The sequence below is a fragment of the Flavonifractor sp. DFI.6.63 genome, from assembly GCF_024462255.1.
Lineage (GTDB): Bacteria > Bacillota > Clostridia > Oscillospirales > Oscillospiraceae > Lawsonibacter_A > Lawsonibacter_A hominis.
Window position 1 is genome coordinate 12569 of record NZ_JANGBE010000026.1, and the last position, 17152, is coordinate 29720.

The window sequence follows — 17152 nt, forward strand, 5'->3', positions numbered from 1 at the left end:
ATTACATATGGGGCCTGCGCGGCGGAAGCGCCGCGTTGCCGCCCGGATCCCACAGATGCCAACCCGTTCGCTGCGGAAGCCCGCAGGGCGGGAACGCAGCGTGCCGGGCAAGCGGCATAACAGCCGCATCGCGGCTATTATACCATGCATCCCAAGTTTTTTCTTCATTTATATAGATTTTTTTCGCAAACATGGTATACTGAATTTTGTATCGCATCCAATTTGTGCCGTATTTTTTAAGGAGGAATTTGTTTTGCAACCCCCGTTATGGCCGCAGCTGCTCTTACAAGTCGTACTCATCGCCCTCAACGCCTTTTTCGCCGCCACGGAAATCGCCGTCCTCTCCCTGAATGAGGCGGTGGTCCGCCGCCAGGCCGAGGAGGGCGACAAAAAGGCCGTCCGCCTGCTGGCGATCGTGGAGACGCCCACCCGCTTCCTCTCCACCATCCAGATCGGCATCACCCTGGCGGGCTTTCTGGGTTCGGCTTTCGCCGCGGACAACTTTGCCGGACGCATCACCCGCTTTTTTACCGTTCAGTACGCCCTGCCCGACGCCGCCGCCGGGGCGGTCCACACCCTGTCGGTCATCCTCATCACCGTGATCCTCTCCTTCTTTACCCTGGTCTTCGGGGAGCTGGTGCCCAAGCGCATCGCCATGAAGAAGAGCGAGCCGGTGGCCCGCTTTGCCTGCGGTGTGGTAAGCGCGCTGTCGGTGGCCATGCGCCCGCTCATCTGGCTTTTGACCGTCTCCACCAACGGCGTGCTCCGTCTGGTACATATCGACCCCAACGAGGAGGGCGATGAGGTATCGGAAGAGGGCATCCGCATGATGGTGGATATCGGCGAGGAGCAGGGCGCCATTGAGTCCGGCGAAAAAGAAATGATCGAGAATATTTTTGAGTTCAACAACACCACCGCCGAGGACGTAATGGTCCACCGCACCGATATGGTGATGCTCTGGGCGGAGGACACGGCGGAGGAGATCGAGCAGACCATCGAGGACTCCGGCCTGTCCCGGTTCCCGGTGTACGAGGAGGACGCCGACGATATCATCGGCATCCTCAACACCCGGGATTGGCTGCTCAACGCCCGCAAACCCGCCCCCAAACCCCTTCGCCAGCTGCTGCGCCCGGCCTATTTCGTGCCCGAGTCGGTGCGGGCCGACATTCTGTTCCGCGACATGCAGAGCAAGAAGGTGCACCTGTCCATCGTGGTGGACGAGTATGGCGGCACCTCGGGTCTGGTGACCATGGAGGACCTGCTGGAGGAGATCGTGGGCAATATCTACGACGAGTTCGACCCGTTGGAGGACCAGGAGATCGTGCCTCTGGGCGACAATCTGTGGCGGATCGCCGGCGGGGCCGATCTGGACGACGTAGCCCGGGCGCTGGATGTGGAGTTCCCTGAGGACGAGGATACCGAGACCCTGGGCGGTCTGGTCTTTGCCCAGCTTTCCGTCATTCCCGAGGACGGCAGCCACCCGGAGGTGGATGCCTGCGGTCTGCACATCAAGGTAGAGGAACTCACCGACCGCCGGGTGGAGTGGGCCCTGGTATCCAAGCTGCCCCCCACGGAAGCGGAAGACGACGACTGACGCCGTGTCTTCGGCGCGGCGATCGGCTCCAAAGGCCCGGCCCGCTGCGCGCGGTCAAACGCTGTTCCGGCGCTTGACCGGAGTTGGACCGGATGGGAACGGATGCAAACCCGTGCGCGGCTCAAACGGAGCCGCGCACGGGTTTTCTCGTTCCAGCCGCCCGCCGTCTTCCTATGCGCGTCCGGTCTCACGGCCCAGCAGCGCCCTGGCGCGGGCGAGCAGCTTGGTATACACCCCGTCCATCTGCCACTCCCGGGTGTATTCCAGCAGACGCTCCGCCGGGAGCCAGCCCACCCGGGTATTCTCCCCCTCCCGGGCCCGGAGCGGATCGGTTTCATCGGCCACCAGAAGATAGGAGACGTTCAGATGCTGGTGGGCGCATACATACCGCCCCCCCTTCACGTGGCCCCAGACGGGCAGGATATCCACCGAGGCGATCTGTGCGGACAGGGGCCGGACATGCTCCGCGCCGGTCTCCTCCCGCGCCTCCCGCAGGGCCACTGCCAGCAGGTCGGCTTCCCCGTCGGCATGGCCGCCGGTCCAGGCCCACACCCGGTAGAGGTTATGGTGGGCCATCAGCACTTTGGAGGCGTCGGCGTTGACCACGAAACCCGAGCTGGTCATGTGGGCGATCGCGTTGTCCCGGGTGAGGATATTGTCGGGAAAACGGCGGATATACTCCAGGATCATCCGCCGGTCCGCGTCCTCCTGCTCGTTTTGGGGCGAATAGGCCCGCAGCGCGTCGGCATACATACTAAGGCCTCCTGCGATAGGTCACATAGCGGAAGACGAGCCCCTCGTGCTCCAGCGGAGCCTCCGCCCCGGCCACGTACCAGTCCGCCCGCCGGTCCAGGTCGGGGAAAAAGGAGTCGGCGGGCCAGGCGGCGTCGATCCTGGTCACATAGGCGGTGTCGCAGGCGTCCAGCAGGGCGCGGTATACGCTCTCCCCGCCGATGACGAAGGCATCCGCCGGGGCGGCCCTGCGCAGGGCGTCCAGGTCCTGAAAGACCTCCGCCCCCTCGATCTCCAGTCCCGCCTGCCGGGAGAGCACCAAGTTCCGGCGCCCCTTCAGAGGCCGTGCGCCGGGAAAGGTGGCCAGGGTCTTCCGGCCGAAAATCACCGTGTGTCCGGTGGTCAGGGCCTGGAAGCGCTTGAGGTCGGCCGGGAGATAGCACAGCTGATCCCCGTCCTTTCCAATGGCCCAGTTCCGGTCCGCCGCCACGATCAGATTCATGCGCCCGCCCCCTTACACCGCCACCGGGATGGGCGTATCCAGCGGATGGAACTGATAGCCCTCCAGCTTTACGCTGGCGGGGGTAAAGCGGTAAAAGTCCTCCACCGCCGGATCCAGCCGCAGCCGGGGAGCCGGGTAAGGCTTGCGGGCAATGATCTCCTCCACCACCGGCACGTGCCGGTCATAGATATGCGCGTCCGCGATCACATGGACCAGCTCCCCCGGTACCAGGCCGGAGACCTGGGCCAGCATGTGCACCAGGGCGGCGTACTGCATCACGTTCCAGCCGTTGGCGGTGAGCATATCCTGGCTGCGCTGGTTCAGGATGGCGTTGAGGGTCCTGCCCGAGACATTGAAGGTCATGGAATAGGCGCAGGGGTACAGGGCCATCTCGTGCAGGTCGTGGTGGTTGTAGAGATTGGTCAGGATACGCCGGGAGGCAGGGTTATGCTTCAGGTCGTAGAGCACCCGGTCCACCTGGTCGAACTCCCCCTCGGGGTAGCGGTGCTTCACCCCCAGTTGGTAGCCGTAGGCCTTTCCGATACAGCCGCTCCCGTCGGCCCAGGCGTCCCAGATGTGGCTGTTCAAATCATGGACATTGTTGGATTTTTTCTGCCAGATCCACAAAAGCTCGTCCACCGCGCTTTTGAACGCCATGCGGCGGATGGTCTGGACCGGGAACTCCTCCCGCAGGTCGTAGCGGTTGACGATGCCGAAGCGCTTCACGGTATGGGCGGGGGCGCCATCCTCCCACCGGGGGCGCACCTCCAGATCGGTATCCCAAACGCCGTGGCTCAGGATCTCCTTGCAGTTTTGGATGAACAGCTCGTCTGCGCGGCTCATGTACATTCCTCCCGGGTTTCCTTGATTGGGTCATCCCATGGCATTACACGGCATACGCCCGCCGGAAGTCCGGCAGGCGTACTGCCCCGGATTCACCGAGGGTATCATAACACAAAAAATTGCAATTGGGTAGGGGTCGTGATAGGATAGAATCAATTGAGCTTCATCTGCTTGGGAGGCAACGCCATGAAGGATCATCCGGAAGAAAAACGCGGCCGCAGGTGGCTGGCGGCCCTGCTGCTTCTGAACCTGCTTTTGACCGCGCTGGAACGGACGCTGCCCGTCTGGCCGTACCGGAGCGGCCCTGTGCTCCTGCTTGCGGCCGCCGGACTGCTGCCCACGGCGGTGGTGCTCTGGGGACTGCTCCGGGGCAGCTGGCCCGCCCTGGCGGTGTTCTGTATCGGCGCGGTCCGGGGCGTGGGCGATCTGGTGGGGCTGCTCCAATTCGGCGGCGTTTCCGCCCTCGACCGGGCGACCGCTTTGACGCTGGTCGTCCTGCTCTCCCGCATCACGGTTCTGCTGGCCCTTTTCCGGCAGGACGACGTCAGCCGCTACTGGGAGCGGCGCCGCCTGCGCCGCCGCCGCGGGGACCTGGTCCTGGAGGCCGTTCTGTTTTTGTCGGCCCTTGTCCTGCCCCTCCTGCTGGGGGCGCTGCTGCAAGGCGCGTTTTCCTCCGGAAACCTTTGACGCTGCGGGAAAAAGGGCTTGTCAAGGGGCAAAAAAGGTGATATAATAAAACTACATTTTAATGTATGAAATTTACAGCGTGTAAACGACAGGAGGATGCTTCCCGGATGAACATTGTTTTGCTGGAATCCCTGGGCGTGCCGGACCAGATCCTGAACGCCTGCGCCAAGCCCCTGGTGGATGCGGGGCACACGTTCCAGGCCTACCCCAAGGACACCGATCCCCAGGTGCAGATCGAGCGCGCCAAGGCCGCCGACGTGATCATGATCGCCAATATGCCGCTGAAGGGCGAGGTCATTTCCGCCTGCCCGGAGCTGAAGTTCATCGACGTGGCCTTCACCGGCGTGGACCACGTGGACCTGGACGCCTGCCGCGCCAAGGGCGTGAAGGTATCCAACGCCGCCGGCTATTCCAACCAGGCCGTTGCGGAGCTGGTGATCTGCATGGCCCTCTCTCTGCTGCGCAACGTTCCCCAGGTGGAGGCGCGCTGCCGCGCCGGGCAGACCAAGGACGGCCTGGTGGGCTGCGAGCTGCAGGGCAAGACGGTGGGCATCGTGGGCGTAGGGGCCATCGGCCGGCGTACGGCGGAATTGTTCCACGCCTTTGGCTGCAGGGTGCTGGGCAATAAGCGGCACGTCAAGGGGGACGAGCCCTCCTTCATCCAGTTCGTCTCCCTGGACGAACTGCTGGCGCAGTCGGACCTCGTCTCCCTCCACTGTCCGCTGAACGAATCCTCCAAGGGCCTGATCGGCAAGGAGAACATCGCCAAAATGAAGCAGGGCGCGCTGCTCATCAATGCCGCCCGGGGCCCGGTGGTGGACTCCCAGGCCCTGGCCGACGCGCTGAACAGCGGCTATCTGGGCGGCGCCGGGATCGACGTGTTCGAAGTGGAGCCTCCTCTGTCCGCCGACCACCCCCTGCTCCACAGCAAGAACACCATCGTTACCCCCCACGTGGCCTTCGCCTCCGCCGAATCCATGGAGGAGCGCTGCAAGATCGTATTCGACTCGCTCCAGCAGTGGATCGCGGGCCGTCAAATCAACGTGATCCTGTAACAAAACCCCCGCCCACGCAATTGCGTGGGCGGGGGTTTTCGCTGCCGTTCACATGGCGTCATAGGCCAGGGCCTTGGAGATTTGGGCCGCCGTCCCCGTGACCACGGGGGCTACCTCCCGGATATGCTCCATCGTCATCCGGGAGATGGGCCCGGAAATGCTGATCCCGGCCACGATCCGGCCGGTATAATCCCGAACGGGCGCGGCCACGCAGCGGGCCCCCAGTTCGCACTCCTCATCATCCAGGGCATAGCCCTGGCCGCGGATCTCCTCCAGCTTAGCCGCCAGGGCCTGTTTGGTGACCAGGGTATTGGGGGTCAGTGCAGGCAGTCCCTTGGCGGCTATGTATTCGTCCAGCTGCTCCTCGCTGTAATTCAGCAGCAGCAGCTTGCCGATGCCGGTGGAGTGCATGGGCGCCCGTTTTCCGATCCGCTGCATGATCTTGAGCATACTGTCCGGGCCGTCCACCACATCGGTATAGACCACTTCCATGTCCTCCTCGATGGCCAGACAGGAGGCCTCGCGGCACTCCCGGGACAGCTCCGCCAGCAGGGGATGCACGATATCCCGCAGGCTCACCTGCTCACAGACCCGGCTGCCGATCTGTGCGAATTTCAGCGACAGGGAATAGCGCAGGCTGTGGGGATCCTGGTTCACGTAGCCGTACACCAGCAGCGTATTGAGCATCCGCAGGACCGTGCTGGCCGGCATGCCGCATCCGGCCGCCACATCCTGCAGGCGCATGGGCTGCCGCTCATGCGCCATGATCTCGATGATCTGGAGCACCTTTTCCACTGATTGATTGAGTTTTGACAATTTGGCCGTCATGTTCCCTCTACACCCTTCACTTCATTTCATTACGTAAAACTTTAGCACAATTTTTCCAAGCACGCAAGTGTAAAGGAACTCTTGGGGCAGAAATAAATCCGCTCAGCTTCTCCGGAGGCGCCCATAGGTGCGTATTTCATCCCGCAGGATGGCCGGATCCAGTTTCAGCTTCATAGGATACAAATCCCACAGCAGCAGATTGTTCCTGCCGCCCAACGTGTCGATGTAATAACGCACCACCGCGCGGGCCTCCTCCTCCGTACAGAAGTCAAATTTCTGCATATCCATGTTGGAGGAGAAGCCCAGCCGGTCCCCGTACTGCGCATAGAGCGCGGGCAGGTCACAGCAGGGCATCACCGAATCCCAGGTATCCGCGCCGAGCGCTGCGAAGCGCCCCACCAGCGGGTCCACCTTTCCGCAGGAGTGGAAGACGAACACCTTGCCCCGCGCATGCACATAGTCCGCGATCCGTTTCAGAGAAGGCAGGAAGAAGGCATCAAAGATCTCCGGGGAAAAGAACAGGCTGGTCTGGGTACCATAATCGTCCCGGTAATCCACGATATCCGGATCATACAGGTCGATCAGCCTTTCCATGAGCTTCAGACGGAAATCGGTCAGCGCCCCGATCAGCTCCAGCGTTGCCTCCGGGTCGTCATAGAAGGAGGTCGCGCCATATTCAAATCCCAGCAGGGAGTGCAGGCGCTCAAACAGGCCCTGAGACAGGGAAAGCCACAGCGCCTTGCTTTCCCGCTCCAGTCCGGGCAGGAGCCGTTCGGCCTCCGTCTTCCAGTCGATGGCGTCCAGGTCCGGAAATACCACCCGCTCCTTCCACTCCGATATGTCCTCGAACAGCGGCTCGTTCAGCGGGGAAAAATCCCGCCAGCGCACGCCGAACCAGTCCAGCCCCTCCTTTACCTTGTCCCGGGACTGGGGTACTGTGAAAAAGCGCACGCTGTCTGTAATGTTGGCGATCCACTCCGCCTTCCCGTCGTGCCGGAGTGCATGCAGGACATTTTCCTTTTCCGTCATTGCTGACCACGCTCCCTTCGTTATACATGGCGGCAGGGGCAGGGGCCGCTTCGGTCCCTGCCCCTGCCGGTGCTCAGTACTTTCGCTTCAGGTCGATCTCGTTGAACAGAGGCTCGCCCTGTTCAAAATGCTTCAGGTTCTCGCAGAACTGCTCCATGGCCCGGTCCATATAGAGGGTGCTGTCCGCCGCACAGTGGGGCGTAAGGATCACCTGTTCCATGTCCCACAGGGGGCTGTCCGCAGGCAGCGGCTCCGGATCCACGGCGTCCAGGGCGGCGCCGCCGATGATGCCCTTCTGGAGCGCTTCTACCAGCGCTTCGGTATCCACCACAGGCCCGCGTGCAATGTTGATGAGCACGCCGGTGGGTTTCATTTTGGCCAGCTGCGCCGCGCCGATCATGCCCCGTGTGGCGTCGGTCAGGGGCGTGAGGATCACCACGAAGTCGGAGGCGGCCAGCACCGTGTCCAGTTCCGTGTTGGGGTAGACCCGGTCATAGTGCTCCAGGGGCGTAACGGTACGCTTGACGCCCAGTACCGTCATATCCATGCTCTTGCAGAGCCGGGCCACCTCGCCGGCGATGGCGCCCGCGCCGATGATGCCCACGGTCAGGCCGGTGGGTTCCATAAAGGTGACGGTGGTCTTGTCCCACACATGCTCGCGCTGTTGGCGCAGCATGGTTGGGAAATGCCGCAGAAATGAGATGATGTACCCCATGGTGGTCACGCCCATGGTCTTGCCGTGAATGCCCTTGGCGTTGGTCAGACGCACCGGCAGATCGGAGATGGGACCGTCCATGATGGGGTTGACGCCGGCGGAAAAGGAGTTGATCCATTTCAGCCGTTTGGAAGATGCGCACCATGCCTCAGGCATCCTGCCGCTTCCGCCCCAGAGGAAAAGGACCTCGGCGTCCACGCCGTCGGCCAAAGCCTCCTCCTCGGTCTGGTAGTAGTACACCTTGCCGGAGCAGGCGGCCTGGACCGCATCCAGATGCCGCCGCTCCACCTTCATGGGGATGTCGGGCCGGTGCCCGAAGAGGATCAATACGTCTGCCATCGTTTTCTTCTCCTTATACGACAAACATGGTCAGGGGTTCCACATACACCAGCAGGAACAGGATGGCGATCATCAAAAGTACGAAGGGGAATATCTTTTTGACCAGATTCGTCATACTGACCTTCGCCACGTCCATCGCGGTGAACAGGCAGGTGCCGAAGGGCGGGGTCACAAAGCCGATGCACACCGCCACGCACATGCAGATGCCGAAATGGAGGGCGTTGATGCCCACGGCATTGCAGATGGGCAGGAAAATGGGGATGGTGATCAGCATGATGGGAGTGGCGTCCATGAGGCAGCCCATCACCAGCAGCACCGCGATCATGATGAAGTACAGCACGGCGCGGCTGTCGGAGATGCTCATGAGCACGTCCAGGATGATCTGGGGCACGCGGGCGTAGGAGATGACCCAGGCGAACAGTCCGGCGGCAGCCACGATGTACATGACCTTGGCGGTACTCTTGGCGGAGCCCAGCAGCACCTTGCCGATATCGCGGATCTTCAGTTCCCGGTAGACAAAGATGCCGATGATAAAGGAATAGATGACCGCGATGACCGACGCCTCGGTGGGGGTGCAGAAACCGGAGAAAATGGCGCCCAGGATGATGACGGGAGAACCCAGGGCGGGGATCGCGCCCACCACCGTCTTGAATACCTTACTCCCCGTGAGCTTTTCGCCCTCCCCCATGTTCAGGCAGGCGGTCTTGGACAGGCCCTTATAGCCGCGCTTCTTGCAGTAGAAGAAGCTCAGCACGCACAGGCCGAGCGCCAGGATGAGGCCGGCGGGGATGCCCATCAGGTACAGCGAGGAAATGGACGTATTGGTGTTGGCCGCATAGATGATCATGGCGGTGCTGGGCGGGATGATGGGGCCCAGTACGGAGCCGGCCGCCACGATGGCGGCGGAGAAGGACCGGTCATAGCCGGCTTCGTCCATGAAGGGGATCATAATGGCGCCCACGGTGACGCAGCAGGCCATGGCGGAACCGGTCATGGCGGCAAACAGGGCGCAGACAATGATGGTTACGTAGGCCAGGCCGCCGGTAATGTTGCCCACCACCAGGTTGGCCACCCGTACCAGGCGCTTTGCAATCCCGCCTTTGGCCATCAGGTCGCCGGCCAGAATGAAGAATGGGATGCACATGAGGGCCACCACATCCACACCGGCAAACATCCGCTGGATAACAGTGGAGGTGGGAATGCCCTCCAGGATAATAAAGATGACTGAGGACAGGCCCAGCGTGGTGGCCACCGGCACGCCGATGACCAGCAGGACCACGGCCAGAATAAAGAACAGCGCGACAGAGTTCATGCCTGCTCCCCTCCCTTCTCAGGCTGTTTGGCAAAGACCAGGATCAGGCGGAACAGATAGGCCACTACCATCAGTATGGTGACCACGGGGAAGATCCCGTAAACGATCCCCATGTTGATATCCATGTTGGAGGAGACGGCCTTGGAGGCCAGAGCCACCTGGGGGAAGCTGTAGTAGGCCAGCATCACGGAAAAGATCAGCCCCACAATGTCTTGCAGAACCAGCACGATCTTCTTCCCCAGACCGTGCACCAGGTCCTCGATGACGGTAACCTTGATATGTTCGTCATTGAAGATGATCTCAGTGGCGCCGATAAAGACCATCCAGATCATGCAGTACCGGGCGGATTCCTCCGACCAGACGAAGCTCTTGTGGAAGATGTATCGGGCTCCTACTTGGATGCCCAGGGACACGACCATCCAGATGAACAGGACGACCATGACGACCCTCATGATCTTGGTCAGCACATCACTGACCTTTTGCAGCGTGGAAACCATGCACGCGCTCCTTTCTCGACCTTTGGCTTAAGCAAGCGCCGGATCGTCCTGCACGGCAGGGATCCTCGGCGCTTCCTAAAAAATTGGGACAGGCGCGACGCAACCGACGCGCGCCTGTCCCAAGGCTGAACAATCTCTCTTTTTCTTCGGATCAGCCGGCCAGAGCCTGGATCTGCTCCACATAGGAGCCGGCGGAGTGGTTGGCGGTGAAGTCCTCATACAGGGGCTGCACCGCGTCAATGAAGGACTGCTTGTCCACGTCTTTGGTGACGACGGCGCCCTCGGACTCCATGGTGGCCAGCAGCTCGTCGTTCTCCACGCGCAGGGCCTCGGTCCGCTCGGCGGCGGCCTCCTGGGCGGCGGCAAGGATGTCGGCCTGCAGGTCGGCGCTCAGCCCCTCGAACAGGGCGTTATTGATGGTCAGGCCGTTGAAGTGGACGGCGTGCTCGGTGATGGAGATATACTTGGCAAACTCATAGTAGCGGTCGGCGTACTGCACGTTGTGCACGTTGTCGCAGCCGTCGATGGTGCCCTGCTGCAGGGCGGTCAGCACCTCGGGCCCGGCGATGATCTGGGGATTGGCGCCCCAGGCCTCATACTGAGCGCGGTAGATGGGGCTGTCGGTGACGCGGATCTTGGTGCCGGCGATGTCGGCAGGAGTCTTGACGGGGCCGGTGCACATATCCATGTTGCGGAAGCCCACGGCCTGCATGCACAGCATGCGCGCGCCGGTGGAGGTCAGGCTGTCCAGCAGCTGCTGGCAGATGTCAGAGGCCAGGAAGGCGTTGATGTGATCGTAATCCTGGAACAGGTAAGGCAGATCCAGCACCTGGAAGATTTCATCGTAGTTGGAGATAATGGGCGTGTTGTTCACGGCCATATCCAGAGTGCCGGCGATCACGCTCTCAAAGGACTCACGGTCGTTGCCCAGCACGCCGCCGCCATAGATGACCACGTCCACAGCGCCGCCGGTCTTCTCTTCGACGATGCGCTCAAAGGCGATGGCCAGCTGGGCCAGCTGGTTGGTGTCGTTGCCGGCAAAGTGGGAAAGCTTCAGCTCCAGCGGGTTTTCAGCGGAGTAGTCGCCGTAGTCCTTGTCGCCGGTGGAAGGAGCGGTGGTCTCGGGCGCGGCGGTCTCAGGCGCGCTTGTCTCGGGCGCAGTGGTGGAGGGCGTGTTGCCGGTGCCGGCGCCGTTGCCGCAGGCCGCCAGGGCGAGGGCCATAACCAGCGCCAGGATCAATGCCAGGATGCGGTTCGTCCTTTTCATTTTGTTGTTCCCCCTTAAATTTTACCAAATGAAACTAAGTTTCATTTGCTGTGGCTATTATATCGCTTTCGTCCCTTTTTTGTCAAGGCGGGCGGATAAAATTGCCACCGGCATTTCTCCTAAAATCTAAGTCGATTTTTTGTAGTAAACTCCAATTTCTATAAGTGAAACGCCGGTGGCTCTGTCACAGTTGTTACTTACGCTTGGCTTCCTTGGCCTGGATGGCCTCATAGCGCTCGATGGTCTCGCAGGCGGACACATACACAGGGGTATCCACCATGCCGCCGTCCATGGATACGGAGGCCAGGCCCTTGGCCAGGCCCTCTTCCTCAAAGAATTTCTTCACCTTGCGGGCATGGGCGACCGCCTCGTCAGTGGGGCTGTACAGACGGTGGGCAACAGGGATCTGGCTGGGATGGATGATCATGCGGCCCTCGTAGCCCATATCGATGCCGTCCAGGGTATTCTGCTCAAAGTCGGCCATGTTGGAGAAGTCGGCAAAGGGGGCGTCCAGGGCGGTCAGGCCGGCGCTGCGGGCGGCGATGGCCACGATGGAGCGGGCCACCTTCTGCTCGGCGGCCAGGTTGGTGCGCTTGATGCGCATGTCGGCGCAGTAATCCACGGCGCCGAAGAAGGCGGAGACCAGGCGCTTGGAGGCGGTGCAGATCTCATAGGCGTTCATGATGCCGGAGGCGGTCTCCAGCAGCACGCTCATCTTCACGCTGCCCTCGGGCATGCCGTAGCGGTACTCCATCTCGCTGATCTTCCAGTCCAGCCGCTTCACGTCGTCGGCATTGCGGGTCTTGGGCAGGGTGATGCCGTTCAGGCCGGGACGCACAACGGCCTCCAGGTCGTCGTTGGTCCACTCGGTGTGCCAGCCGTTGATGCGGACATACACCTCGCTGCCGCCCTCGGCAGCCATCTTCAGGCTCTCCGCGGTCATCTTGCGGGCGTTTGCCTTCTCCTGAGGGGGCACCGCATCCTCGATATCAAAGGTCACGATATCCGCGCCGGAGGTGGGGGCCTTTGCGATGAAGCGGGGGTTGTTGCCGGGGATGTACAGGCTGGTACGCATGACGTCGTTCAACATGGTAATTTCCTCCTAAAAAATATTATTTTGTATAGTGAAATCAGATCCGCAAAAAAAGAGGCCGCCGGGAGCGCCGCTATTTGGGCTGCCGCACCACGTCGATCACCGTGCCGTCCCGGTACTCCACCACCCCGATGATCCGGTCGGTGAATTCCTGGGGCGCCGGCGTCCCGGTCAGGTGCTCCCCGATGCGCCGGAGCGTATGGATGTCCACCAGGGGCAGTCCGCTGTCCCTGAGCCGCTCCAGCAGATCCGTCCGCCTGGGGTTGACGGCCACGCCGTACTCGGTGACCAGCACATCCACGGTCTCTCCGGGGGTGGTGATGGTGGTCACCCGGTCCCGGACCACGCACAGGCGGCCCTTGAGGAGATTGGTGACGATGATGGTGAGCTTGGCGCCCGCCGCGCAGTCGTTATGGCCGCCGGAGGCGCCCAGGATCACGCCGTCGGAGCCGGTGATCACGTTGACATTGAAGTCGGTATCGATCTCGGTGGCGCCCAGGATCATGACATCCAGGTTATTGACGATGCAGCCCTTGGTGTGGGGGTTGCCGTACAGGGAGGCGCTCATGGCCATATGGCGGGGATCCTCCGCCGCAGACCGGATGGCGTCCAGGTCGAAGCACTGTACATCGAACAGGGCGCGGAACAGGCCCTCCTGAAGCATCTTGACAAAGTAGGAATGGATCCCGCCGGAGCCGAATGCGCCCACCACGCCCTTCTCCTTCATATACTCCCGCACCTCGGCGGCCACGGCCAGGGAGGTCCCGCCCGCGCCGGTCTGGAAGGTCATGCCGTCCTTGATATAGCCCGCCTGGTCGATGAGCCGGGCGGCGTCGCGGGCGATGCGCAGGTTTACCGGGTCGGTGGTGATTTTGGTGGTACCGGAGACAATGCCGTTGGGATCGCCGATGGAGTCCACTTTTACCACGTAATCCACCAGGTTCTGGCCGATCTCGATGGGGCAGGCGGGGTAGGGCACCAGGTTGTCGGTGACCGCCACCACGGTATCGGCAAACTCCGCGTCGGCATAGGCATAGGAAAGATAGCCGCAGGCGGAGGGGCCGTGGGTCCCGTTCAGGTTGCCCATCTCGTCGCAGGTCGGCGCGGCGATAAAGGCCACGTCCACATGCATCTCGCCGCTCTCAACGGCACGGGGCCGGCCGCCGTGGCTGCGGAGGATGGCGGGCTTGCGCAGCTTGCCCTGCGAAATGGCCCGGGCCACCGGGCCGGGGTTGAAGGTATTGACGGAGATCTGGGTGATGACCCCGGACTCGATCAGCGGCACCAGAGGTTCATGGCAGGCAAAGATGCCGGAGGCCGCCAGGTGGATGTCCTGGAAGCCCATGTCCGCAATGGTCTGCATGACCAGATTGGTCACCTTGTCCCCATTGCGCAGGTGATGGTGGAAGGAGACCGTCATGCCGTCCTTCAAGCCGGAGCGCCGGATGGCCTCCTGCAGGGCGACCACCTTCTGCTCTCCGGGCGTCCGGGATTTGACCCGGGCGCCGGTGCGCCGGCGCTCGCCCACGTGGGCAAAGGCGCCGCTGAAATGCTCCACCCGCCCGTAATACTCGATGTAGTCGGGGACCGCCCGATCCGGCGCAGTCCGCCCGGGCGCCGGCACATCGTCGGCACGCGGGAACGAACGCGGCGGTACGCGCCCCAGCTCCGGCGCGCCGCCCGGTTGGGCGGGCGCGCGGCGGAGAAAGACCTCCATCCCGCTGTAATCCAGAAATGCGAGGGCCTCCTCGGTCAAAAGCTCCGCGGCGTCCCGCTCTGCCTCGTCCACACTCTCCCAGAGATCGATGACCACTTCCCGCTCCCCCCGCAGGGGGGCGTTGATGAGGGCCTTGGGGTCGTTGCCGCAGATGGTAAACCGTTGGCTCACGACGCAGTCCCCCCCTTCGCACGGCGCAGGGCGCAGCGTACCCGGGCCCGGATCGCAAAATCCAGCGCGCCGCCGCCGTCCCTGACCTCGATCCGGGCGGCGTCGACCCCCTCGTCGGCCGCCGCCTGGCGCACCGCACGCTCGATCTGGGCGCCGAATTGCTTTGCAATGATAGGCTTTGCCAGGAGCTTGACCGTCAGTTCTTCGGCAGGCGACACCGTGACCAGCACGTCGCTCTTGTTCTCGCTGCCCGCCTGGGCGCTGGTATTCAGCTTCATAGGCGCCTCCCTTTTTAGATGCGGGCCACGCCGCTGTCGCGGGCGGCCCGGGCCACGGCGGCGGCCACCGTCCTGCCCACCCGGGGATCGAAGGCGGCGGGGATGATGTAATCGGCGTTCAGCTCTTCGTCTGAAATGAGGCCCGCCAGCGCCTCGGCCGCCGCGACCTTCATCGCCTCGTTGATGTCGCTGGCCCGCACGTCGAACGCGCCCCGGAAGATGCCCGGGAACGCCAGCACGTTGTTGATCTGGTTGGGGAAGTCGCTGCGCCCCGTGGCCACCACCTTCGCCCCGCCTGCCTTGGCCTCGTCGGGGAAGATCTCCGGCGTGGGGTTGGCGCAGGCAAACAGGATCGCGTCCCGGTTCATGGTCCGCACCATCTCCGTCGTCACCGCGCCGGGCGCCGACACGCCGATGAACACGTCGGCCCCCGCCAGCACCTCCGCCAGGCTGCCCGCCCGCTTCTGCAGGTTGGTCACCCGGGCCATTTCCTCCTTGACGGCGTTCATCCCCTTCTCCCGGCCCGCGTAGATGGCTCCGCTGCGGTCGCACAGCGTCACGTCCCTCACGCCCGCCGCCAGCAGCAGCTTGCAGATGGCGATCGCCGCCGCCCCGGCGCCGTTTATCACCACACGGACCGTCTCCTTCCGCTTCCCCACCACCTTCAGGGCGTTGGTCAGGCCCGCCAGCGTAATGACCGCCGTGCCGTGCTGGTCGTCGTGGAAGATGGGGATATCGCAGCACTCCTTCAGCTTCCGCTCGATCTCAAAGCACCGCGGCGCCGCGATGTCCTCCAGGTTCACGCCCCCGAAGGACCCGGAGATGAGCTGGATGGTGCGCACGATCTCGTCCACGTCGTGGCTCTTGATGCACAATGGGAACGCGTCCACCCCCCCAAACTCCTTGAACAGCACGCACTTGCCCTCCATAACGGGCATCCCAGCTTCCGGACCGATGTCTCCCAGCCCCAGCACCGCGCTGCCGTCGGTCGCCACCAGGCACATGTTCCAGCGCCGCGTCAGCTCATAGCTCTTGTCCACGTCCTTCTGGATCTCCAGGCACGGCTGGGCCACGCCCGGGGTATAGGCCAGGCTCAGGTCGTTCTTGTCCTGCACGCGCACGGTGGAGATCACTTCGATCTTGCCACGCTTGGCGTAATGCAGCTTCAGGCTTTCTTCCGCGATCGGTGTCATTGGCGTCACGCTCCTTATCTTTCTTTGATTGATCCAAACCTGCGCGTTTTCAGCAGATGATCAGGCCGTTGGGCGTGGTGGTCACCCGCTCGCAGCCGTCCTTGGTGATGAGGAAGTTGCTGCAGGCCAGTCCCACCACCTTGCCGTCCACCGCGCCGGGGTGGCAGGCCACGTACATGTTCTCCGCCAGGGCCATGGTCTCGGCAGGAACAAAGGCGGGCCGCTCCACCATGTCGTATCCCTGGCCATGGCCGAAGAGCCGCCCTTCGGGCAGATAGCCGTGGGCCACCAGGTACTCGTTGTTGGCCCGGAACAGGTCGGGGCACTTGGCGCCCGGCTTCATCATGGAGGCGATCAGATCCAGGCACTTGGCCGCGGTATCCGCAGCCTGCACATACTCCTTGGGCGGCTCGCCCAGCACCAGGGTGCGCAGCGCCTCGCTGTAGTAGCCCCCGGGGCCGTTGAGCTCGATGAGCCAGAACATCTTGTCCCCCATTTTGGTGCGGCGGTACTGCCAGGGCACCACGCCCTTCACCGGGGTGTTGGGATCGGTGCCGATGGACACGTTGATGATGCACTCAGCGCCCAGTTCCCCGCCCAGAGCCCGGATATCGTTGGTGATCTCATATTCATAGCGGTCAGGCCGGAAAATGGCGGGCATGGCCGCGTATACCTTGTCATGCACGGCGGCAGACCAGCGGATCCGCTCAATCTCCTCCGGGCTCTTGATGGCCTTGATGTAGTCCACCAGCTCGGTGGCGTCCACAAACTCCACCCCGCCGAGTTCTTCGGTCAGGTATTTATACATGCTGGCCGGGATGGTAGCCAGCGCCACGAAGCCCACTTTCCGGTAATTGCGGCGTTTGATGCTCTCGATCATCAGGTCGGGCACGTAGCGGTCGGTGTAGCACAGGGTCGGCATCATGGGGGTGGCGGGGGCTTCCCCCACGCCCCGGGCCAGCTCGGCCGCGATGCTGCGGGTCCCTACGCCGCCGTGGCCGATAAAGGTCATCTCGTCCTCCCGGTGGAACAGGACGGACAGCGGGTAATCCGCCAGCGGGATATCGGTAAACCAGCGCAGATAGCCGCCCAGCATATTGTCGTAGCCGTTGATCACCAGGCAGTCGATGTCCTGCTCCGTCATTTTGGCCCGCACCGCGCTCCAGCGCCGCTCCAGTTCCTCGTTGGAGATGTGGTAGCGGTAACGCTCCGGCATGTCGTGAACCATAAGTTGGAATCCCCCTTATTTCATTTTGTGAAATCTTATTTCAATCTTTACCTATCATACCACCGCTCCCCG

General features: G+C 62.7%; 17 protein-coding genes. 3 read left to right on the forward strand and 14 right to left on the reverse strand.

The genetic code is table 11. The features are described from left to right. Positions 1 to 253: 253 nt before the first annotated feature. Entirely contained in the window at positions 254 to 1594 is a 1341-nt protein-coding gene (locus NE547_RS12925; RefSeq protein ID WP_256176117.1) for a hemolysin family protein, read from the forward strand. A 171-nt stretch (positions 1595 to 1765) separates the two neighbouring features. On the opposite strand, the gene NE547_RS12930 is transcribed toward NE547_RS12925, so the two are convergent. From NE547_RS12930 to thyA, 3 genes are read right to left on the reverse strand one after another with little or no spacing between them, the layout of a single operon-like run. Next, positions 1766 to 2347, reverse strand: a complete 582-nt coding sequence (locus NE547_RS12930) for an NUDIX hydrolase (RefSeq protein ID WP_256176118.1) — start codon at positions 2345 to 2347, stop codon at positions 1766 to 1768. 1 nt (position 2348) lies between these two features. Continuing rightward, positions 2349 to 2828, reverse strand: a complete 480-nt coding sequence (locus NE547_RS12935) for a dihydrofolate reductase (RefSeq protein WP_186908591.1) — start codon at positions 2826 to 2828, stop codon at positions 2349 to 2351. A gap of 12 nt (positions 2829 to 2840) precedes the next feature. Beyond that, a complete protein-coding gene (gene thyA, locus NE547_RS12940) occupies positions 2841 to 3671 on the reverse strand; it encodes a thymidylate synthase (RefSeq protein WP_256176119.1) in 831 nt (276 codons plus the stop codon). A gap of 186 nt (positions 3672 to 3857) precedes the next feature. Here thyA and NE547_RS12945 point away from each other — a divergent pair, with 186 nt between their 5' ends. Together NE547_RS12945 and NE547_RS12950 are read left to right on the forward strand one after the other, a co-directional pair. Continuing rightward, positions 3858 to 4358: a hypothetical protein gene (locus tag NE547_RS12945; protein WP_256176120.1), complete on the forward strand. Its 501-nt coding sequence runs from the start codon at positions 3858 to 3860 to the stop codon at positions 4356 to 4358. A gap of 107 nt (positions 4359 to 4465) precedes the next feature. Then, positions 4466 to 5413 carry a 2-hydroxyacid dehydrogenase gene (locus tag NE547_RS12950; protein WP_186908594.1) on the forward strand — a complete coding sequence of 316 codons (948 nt, stop codon included), beginning with the start codon at positions 4466 to 4468 and terminating at the stop codon, positions 5411 to 5413. A gap of 48 nt (positions 5414 to 5461) precedes the next feature. Here the strand turns inward: NE547_RS12950 and NE547_RS12955 are convergent, their stop codons facing one another. From NE547_RS12955 to NE547_RS13005, 11 genes are all read right to left on the reverse strand, one after another. Further along, on the reverse strand, positions 5462 to 6241 hold the full coding sequence (locus tag NE547_RS12955; protein ID WP_186908595.1) for an IclR family transcriptional regulator: 780 nt from the start codon (positions 6239 to 6241) through the stop codon (positions 5462 to 5464). 102 nt (positions 6242 to 6343) lie between these two features. Beyond that, the gene (locus NE547_RS12960; RefSeq protein ID WP_186908596.1) at positions 6344 to 7270 is read right to left on the reverse strand and encodes a uroporphyrinogen decarboxylase family protein; all 927 of its coding nucleotides are present in this window, start codon (positions 7268 to 7270) and stop codon (positions 6344 to 6346) included. Between the two features lie 73 nt (positions 7271 to 7343). Next, complete coding sequence (locus tag NE547_RS12965) at positions 7344 to 8324, reverse strand: D-2-hydroxyacid dehydrogenase (RefSeq protein WP_186908597.1); 981 nt, start codon at positions 8322 to 8324, stop codon at positions 7344 to 7346. A 13-nt stretch (positions 8325 to 8337) separates the two neighbouring features. Further along, positions 8338 to 9636, reverse strand: a complete 1299-nt coding sequence (locus NE547_RS12970; RefSeq protein ID WP_186908598.1) for a TRAP transporter large permease — start codon at positions 9634 to 9636, stop codon at positions 8338 to 8340. Next, positions 9633 to 10133: a TRAP transporter small permease gene (locus tag NE547_RS12975; RefSeq protein ID WP_186908599.1), complete on the reverse strand. Its 501-nt coding sequence runs from the start codon at positions 10131 to 10133 to the stop codon at positions 9633 to 9635. Before NE547_RS12975 ends, NE547_RS12970 begins: the two co-directional genes overlap by 4 nt. A 151-nt stretch (positions 10134 to 10284) precedes the next feature. Further along, positions 10285 to 11400: a TRAP transporter substrate-binding protein DctP gene (locus tag NE547_RS12980; RefSeq protein ID WP_256176121.1), complete on the reverse strand. Its 1116-nt coding sequence runs from the start codon at positions 11398 to 11400 to the stop codon at positions 10285 to 10287. 193 nt (positions 11401 to 11593) lie between these two features. Beyond that, positions 11594 to 12490 carry a CoA ester lyase gene (locus tag NE547_RS12985; RefSeq protein ID WP_186908601.1) on the reverse strand — a complete coding sequence of 299 codons (897 nt, stop codon included), beginning with the start codon at positions 12488 to 12490 and terminating at the stop codon, positions 11594 to 11596. A gap of 76 nt (positions 12491 to 12566) precedes the next feature. Then, positions 12567 to 14381: a citrate lyase subunit alpha gene (gene citF / locus NE547_RS12990; protein WP_256176122.1), complete on the reverse strand. Its 1815-nt coding sequence runs from the start codon at positions 14379 to 14381 to the stop codon at positions 12567 to 12569. Beyond that, on the reverse strand, positions 14378 to 14659 hold the full coding sequence (gene citD, locus NE547_RS12995) for a citrate lyase acyl carrier protein (protein WP_256176123.1): 282 nt from the start codon (positions 14657 to 14659) through the stop codon (positions 14378 to 14380). Before citD ends, citF begins: the two co-directional genes overlap by 4 nt. A gap of 14 nt (positions 14660 to 14673) precedes the next feature. Then, the gene (locus NE547_RS13000; protein ID WP_256176124.1) at positions 14674 to 15852 is read right to left on the reverse strand and encodes an NADP-dependent malic enzyme; all 1179 of its coding nucleotides are present in this window, start codon (positions 15850 to 15852) and stop codon (positions 14674 to 14676) included. Positions 15853 to 15901: 49 nt separating this feature from the next. Then, positions 15902 to 17080 carry a Xaa-Pro peptidase family protein gene (locus NE547_RS13005; protein WP_256176125.1) on the reverse strand — a complete coding sequence of 393 codons (1179 nt, stop codon included), beginning with the start codon at positions 17078 to 17080 and terminating at the stop codon, positions 15902 to 15904. Between the last annotated feature and the right edge of the window lie 72 nt (positions 17081 to 17152).

Bases quoted from the DNA above. Each gene is read 5' to 3' on its own strand.
- NE547_RS12930 (WP_256176118.1), bottom strand. From the start codon at position 2,347: ATGTATGCCGACGCGCTGCGGGCCTATTCGCCCCAAAACGAGCAGGAG.
- NE547_RS12935 (WP_186908591.1), bottom strand. From the start codon at position 2,828: ATGAATCTGATCGTGGCGGCGGACCGGAACTGGGCCATTGGAAAGGAC.
- thyA (WP_256176119.1), bottom strand. From the start codon at position 3,671: ATGAGCCGCGCAGACGAGCTGTTCATCCAAAACTGCAAGGAGATCCTG.
- NE547_RS12945 (WP_256176120.1), top strand. From the start codon at position 3,858: ATGAAGGATCATCCGGAAGAAAAACGCGGCCGCAGGTGGCTGGCGGCC.
- NE547_RS12950 (WP_186908594.1), top strand. From the start codon at position 4,466: ATGAACATTGTTTTGCTGGAATCCCTGGGCGTGCCGGACCAGATCCTG.
- NE547_RS12955 (WP_186908595.1), bottom strand. From the start codon at position 6,241: ATGACGGCCAAATTGTCAAAACTCAATCAATCAGTGGAAAAGGTGCTC.
- NE547_RS12960 (WP_186908596.1), bottom strand. From the start codon at position 7,270: ATGACGGAAAAGGAAAATGTCCTGCATGCACTCCGGCACGACGGGAAG.
- NE547_RS12965 (WP_186908597.1), bottom strand. From the start codon at position 8,324: ATGGCAGACGTATTGATCCTCTTCGGGCACCGGCCCGACATCCCCATG.
- NE547_RS12970 (WP_186908598.1), bottom strand. From the start codon at position 9,636: ATGAACTCTGTCGCGCTGTTCTTTATTCTGGCCGTGGTCCTGCTGGTC.
- NE547_RS12975 (WP_186908599.1), bottom strand. From the start codon at position 10,133: ATGGTTTCCACGCTGCAAAAGGTCAGTGATGTGCTGACCAAGATCATG.
- NE547_RS12980 (WP_256176121.1), bottom strand. From the start codon at position 11,400: ATGAAAAGGACGAACCGCATCCTGGCATTGATCCTGGCGCTGGTTATG.
- NE547_RS12985 (WP_186908601.1), bottom strand. From the start codon at position 12,490: ATGTTGAACGACGTCATGCGTACCAGCCTGTACATCCCCGGCAACAAC.
- citD (WP_256176123.1), bottom strand. From the start codon at position 14,659: ATGAAGCTGAATACCAGCGCCCAGGCGGGCAGCGAGAACAAGAGCGAC.
- NE547_RS13000 (WP_256176124.1), bottom strand. From the start codon at position 15,852: ATGACACCGATCGCGGAAGAAAGCCTGAAGCTGCATTACGCCAAGCGT.
- NE547_RS13005 (WP_256176125.1), bottom strand. From the start codon at position 17,080: ATGGTTCACGACATGCCGGAGCGTTACCGCTACCACATCTCCAACGAG.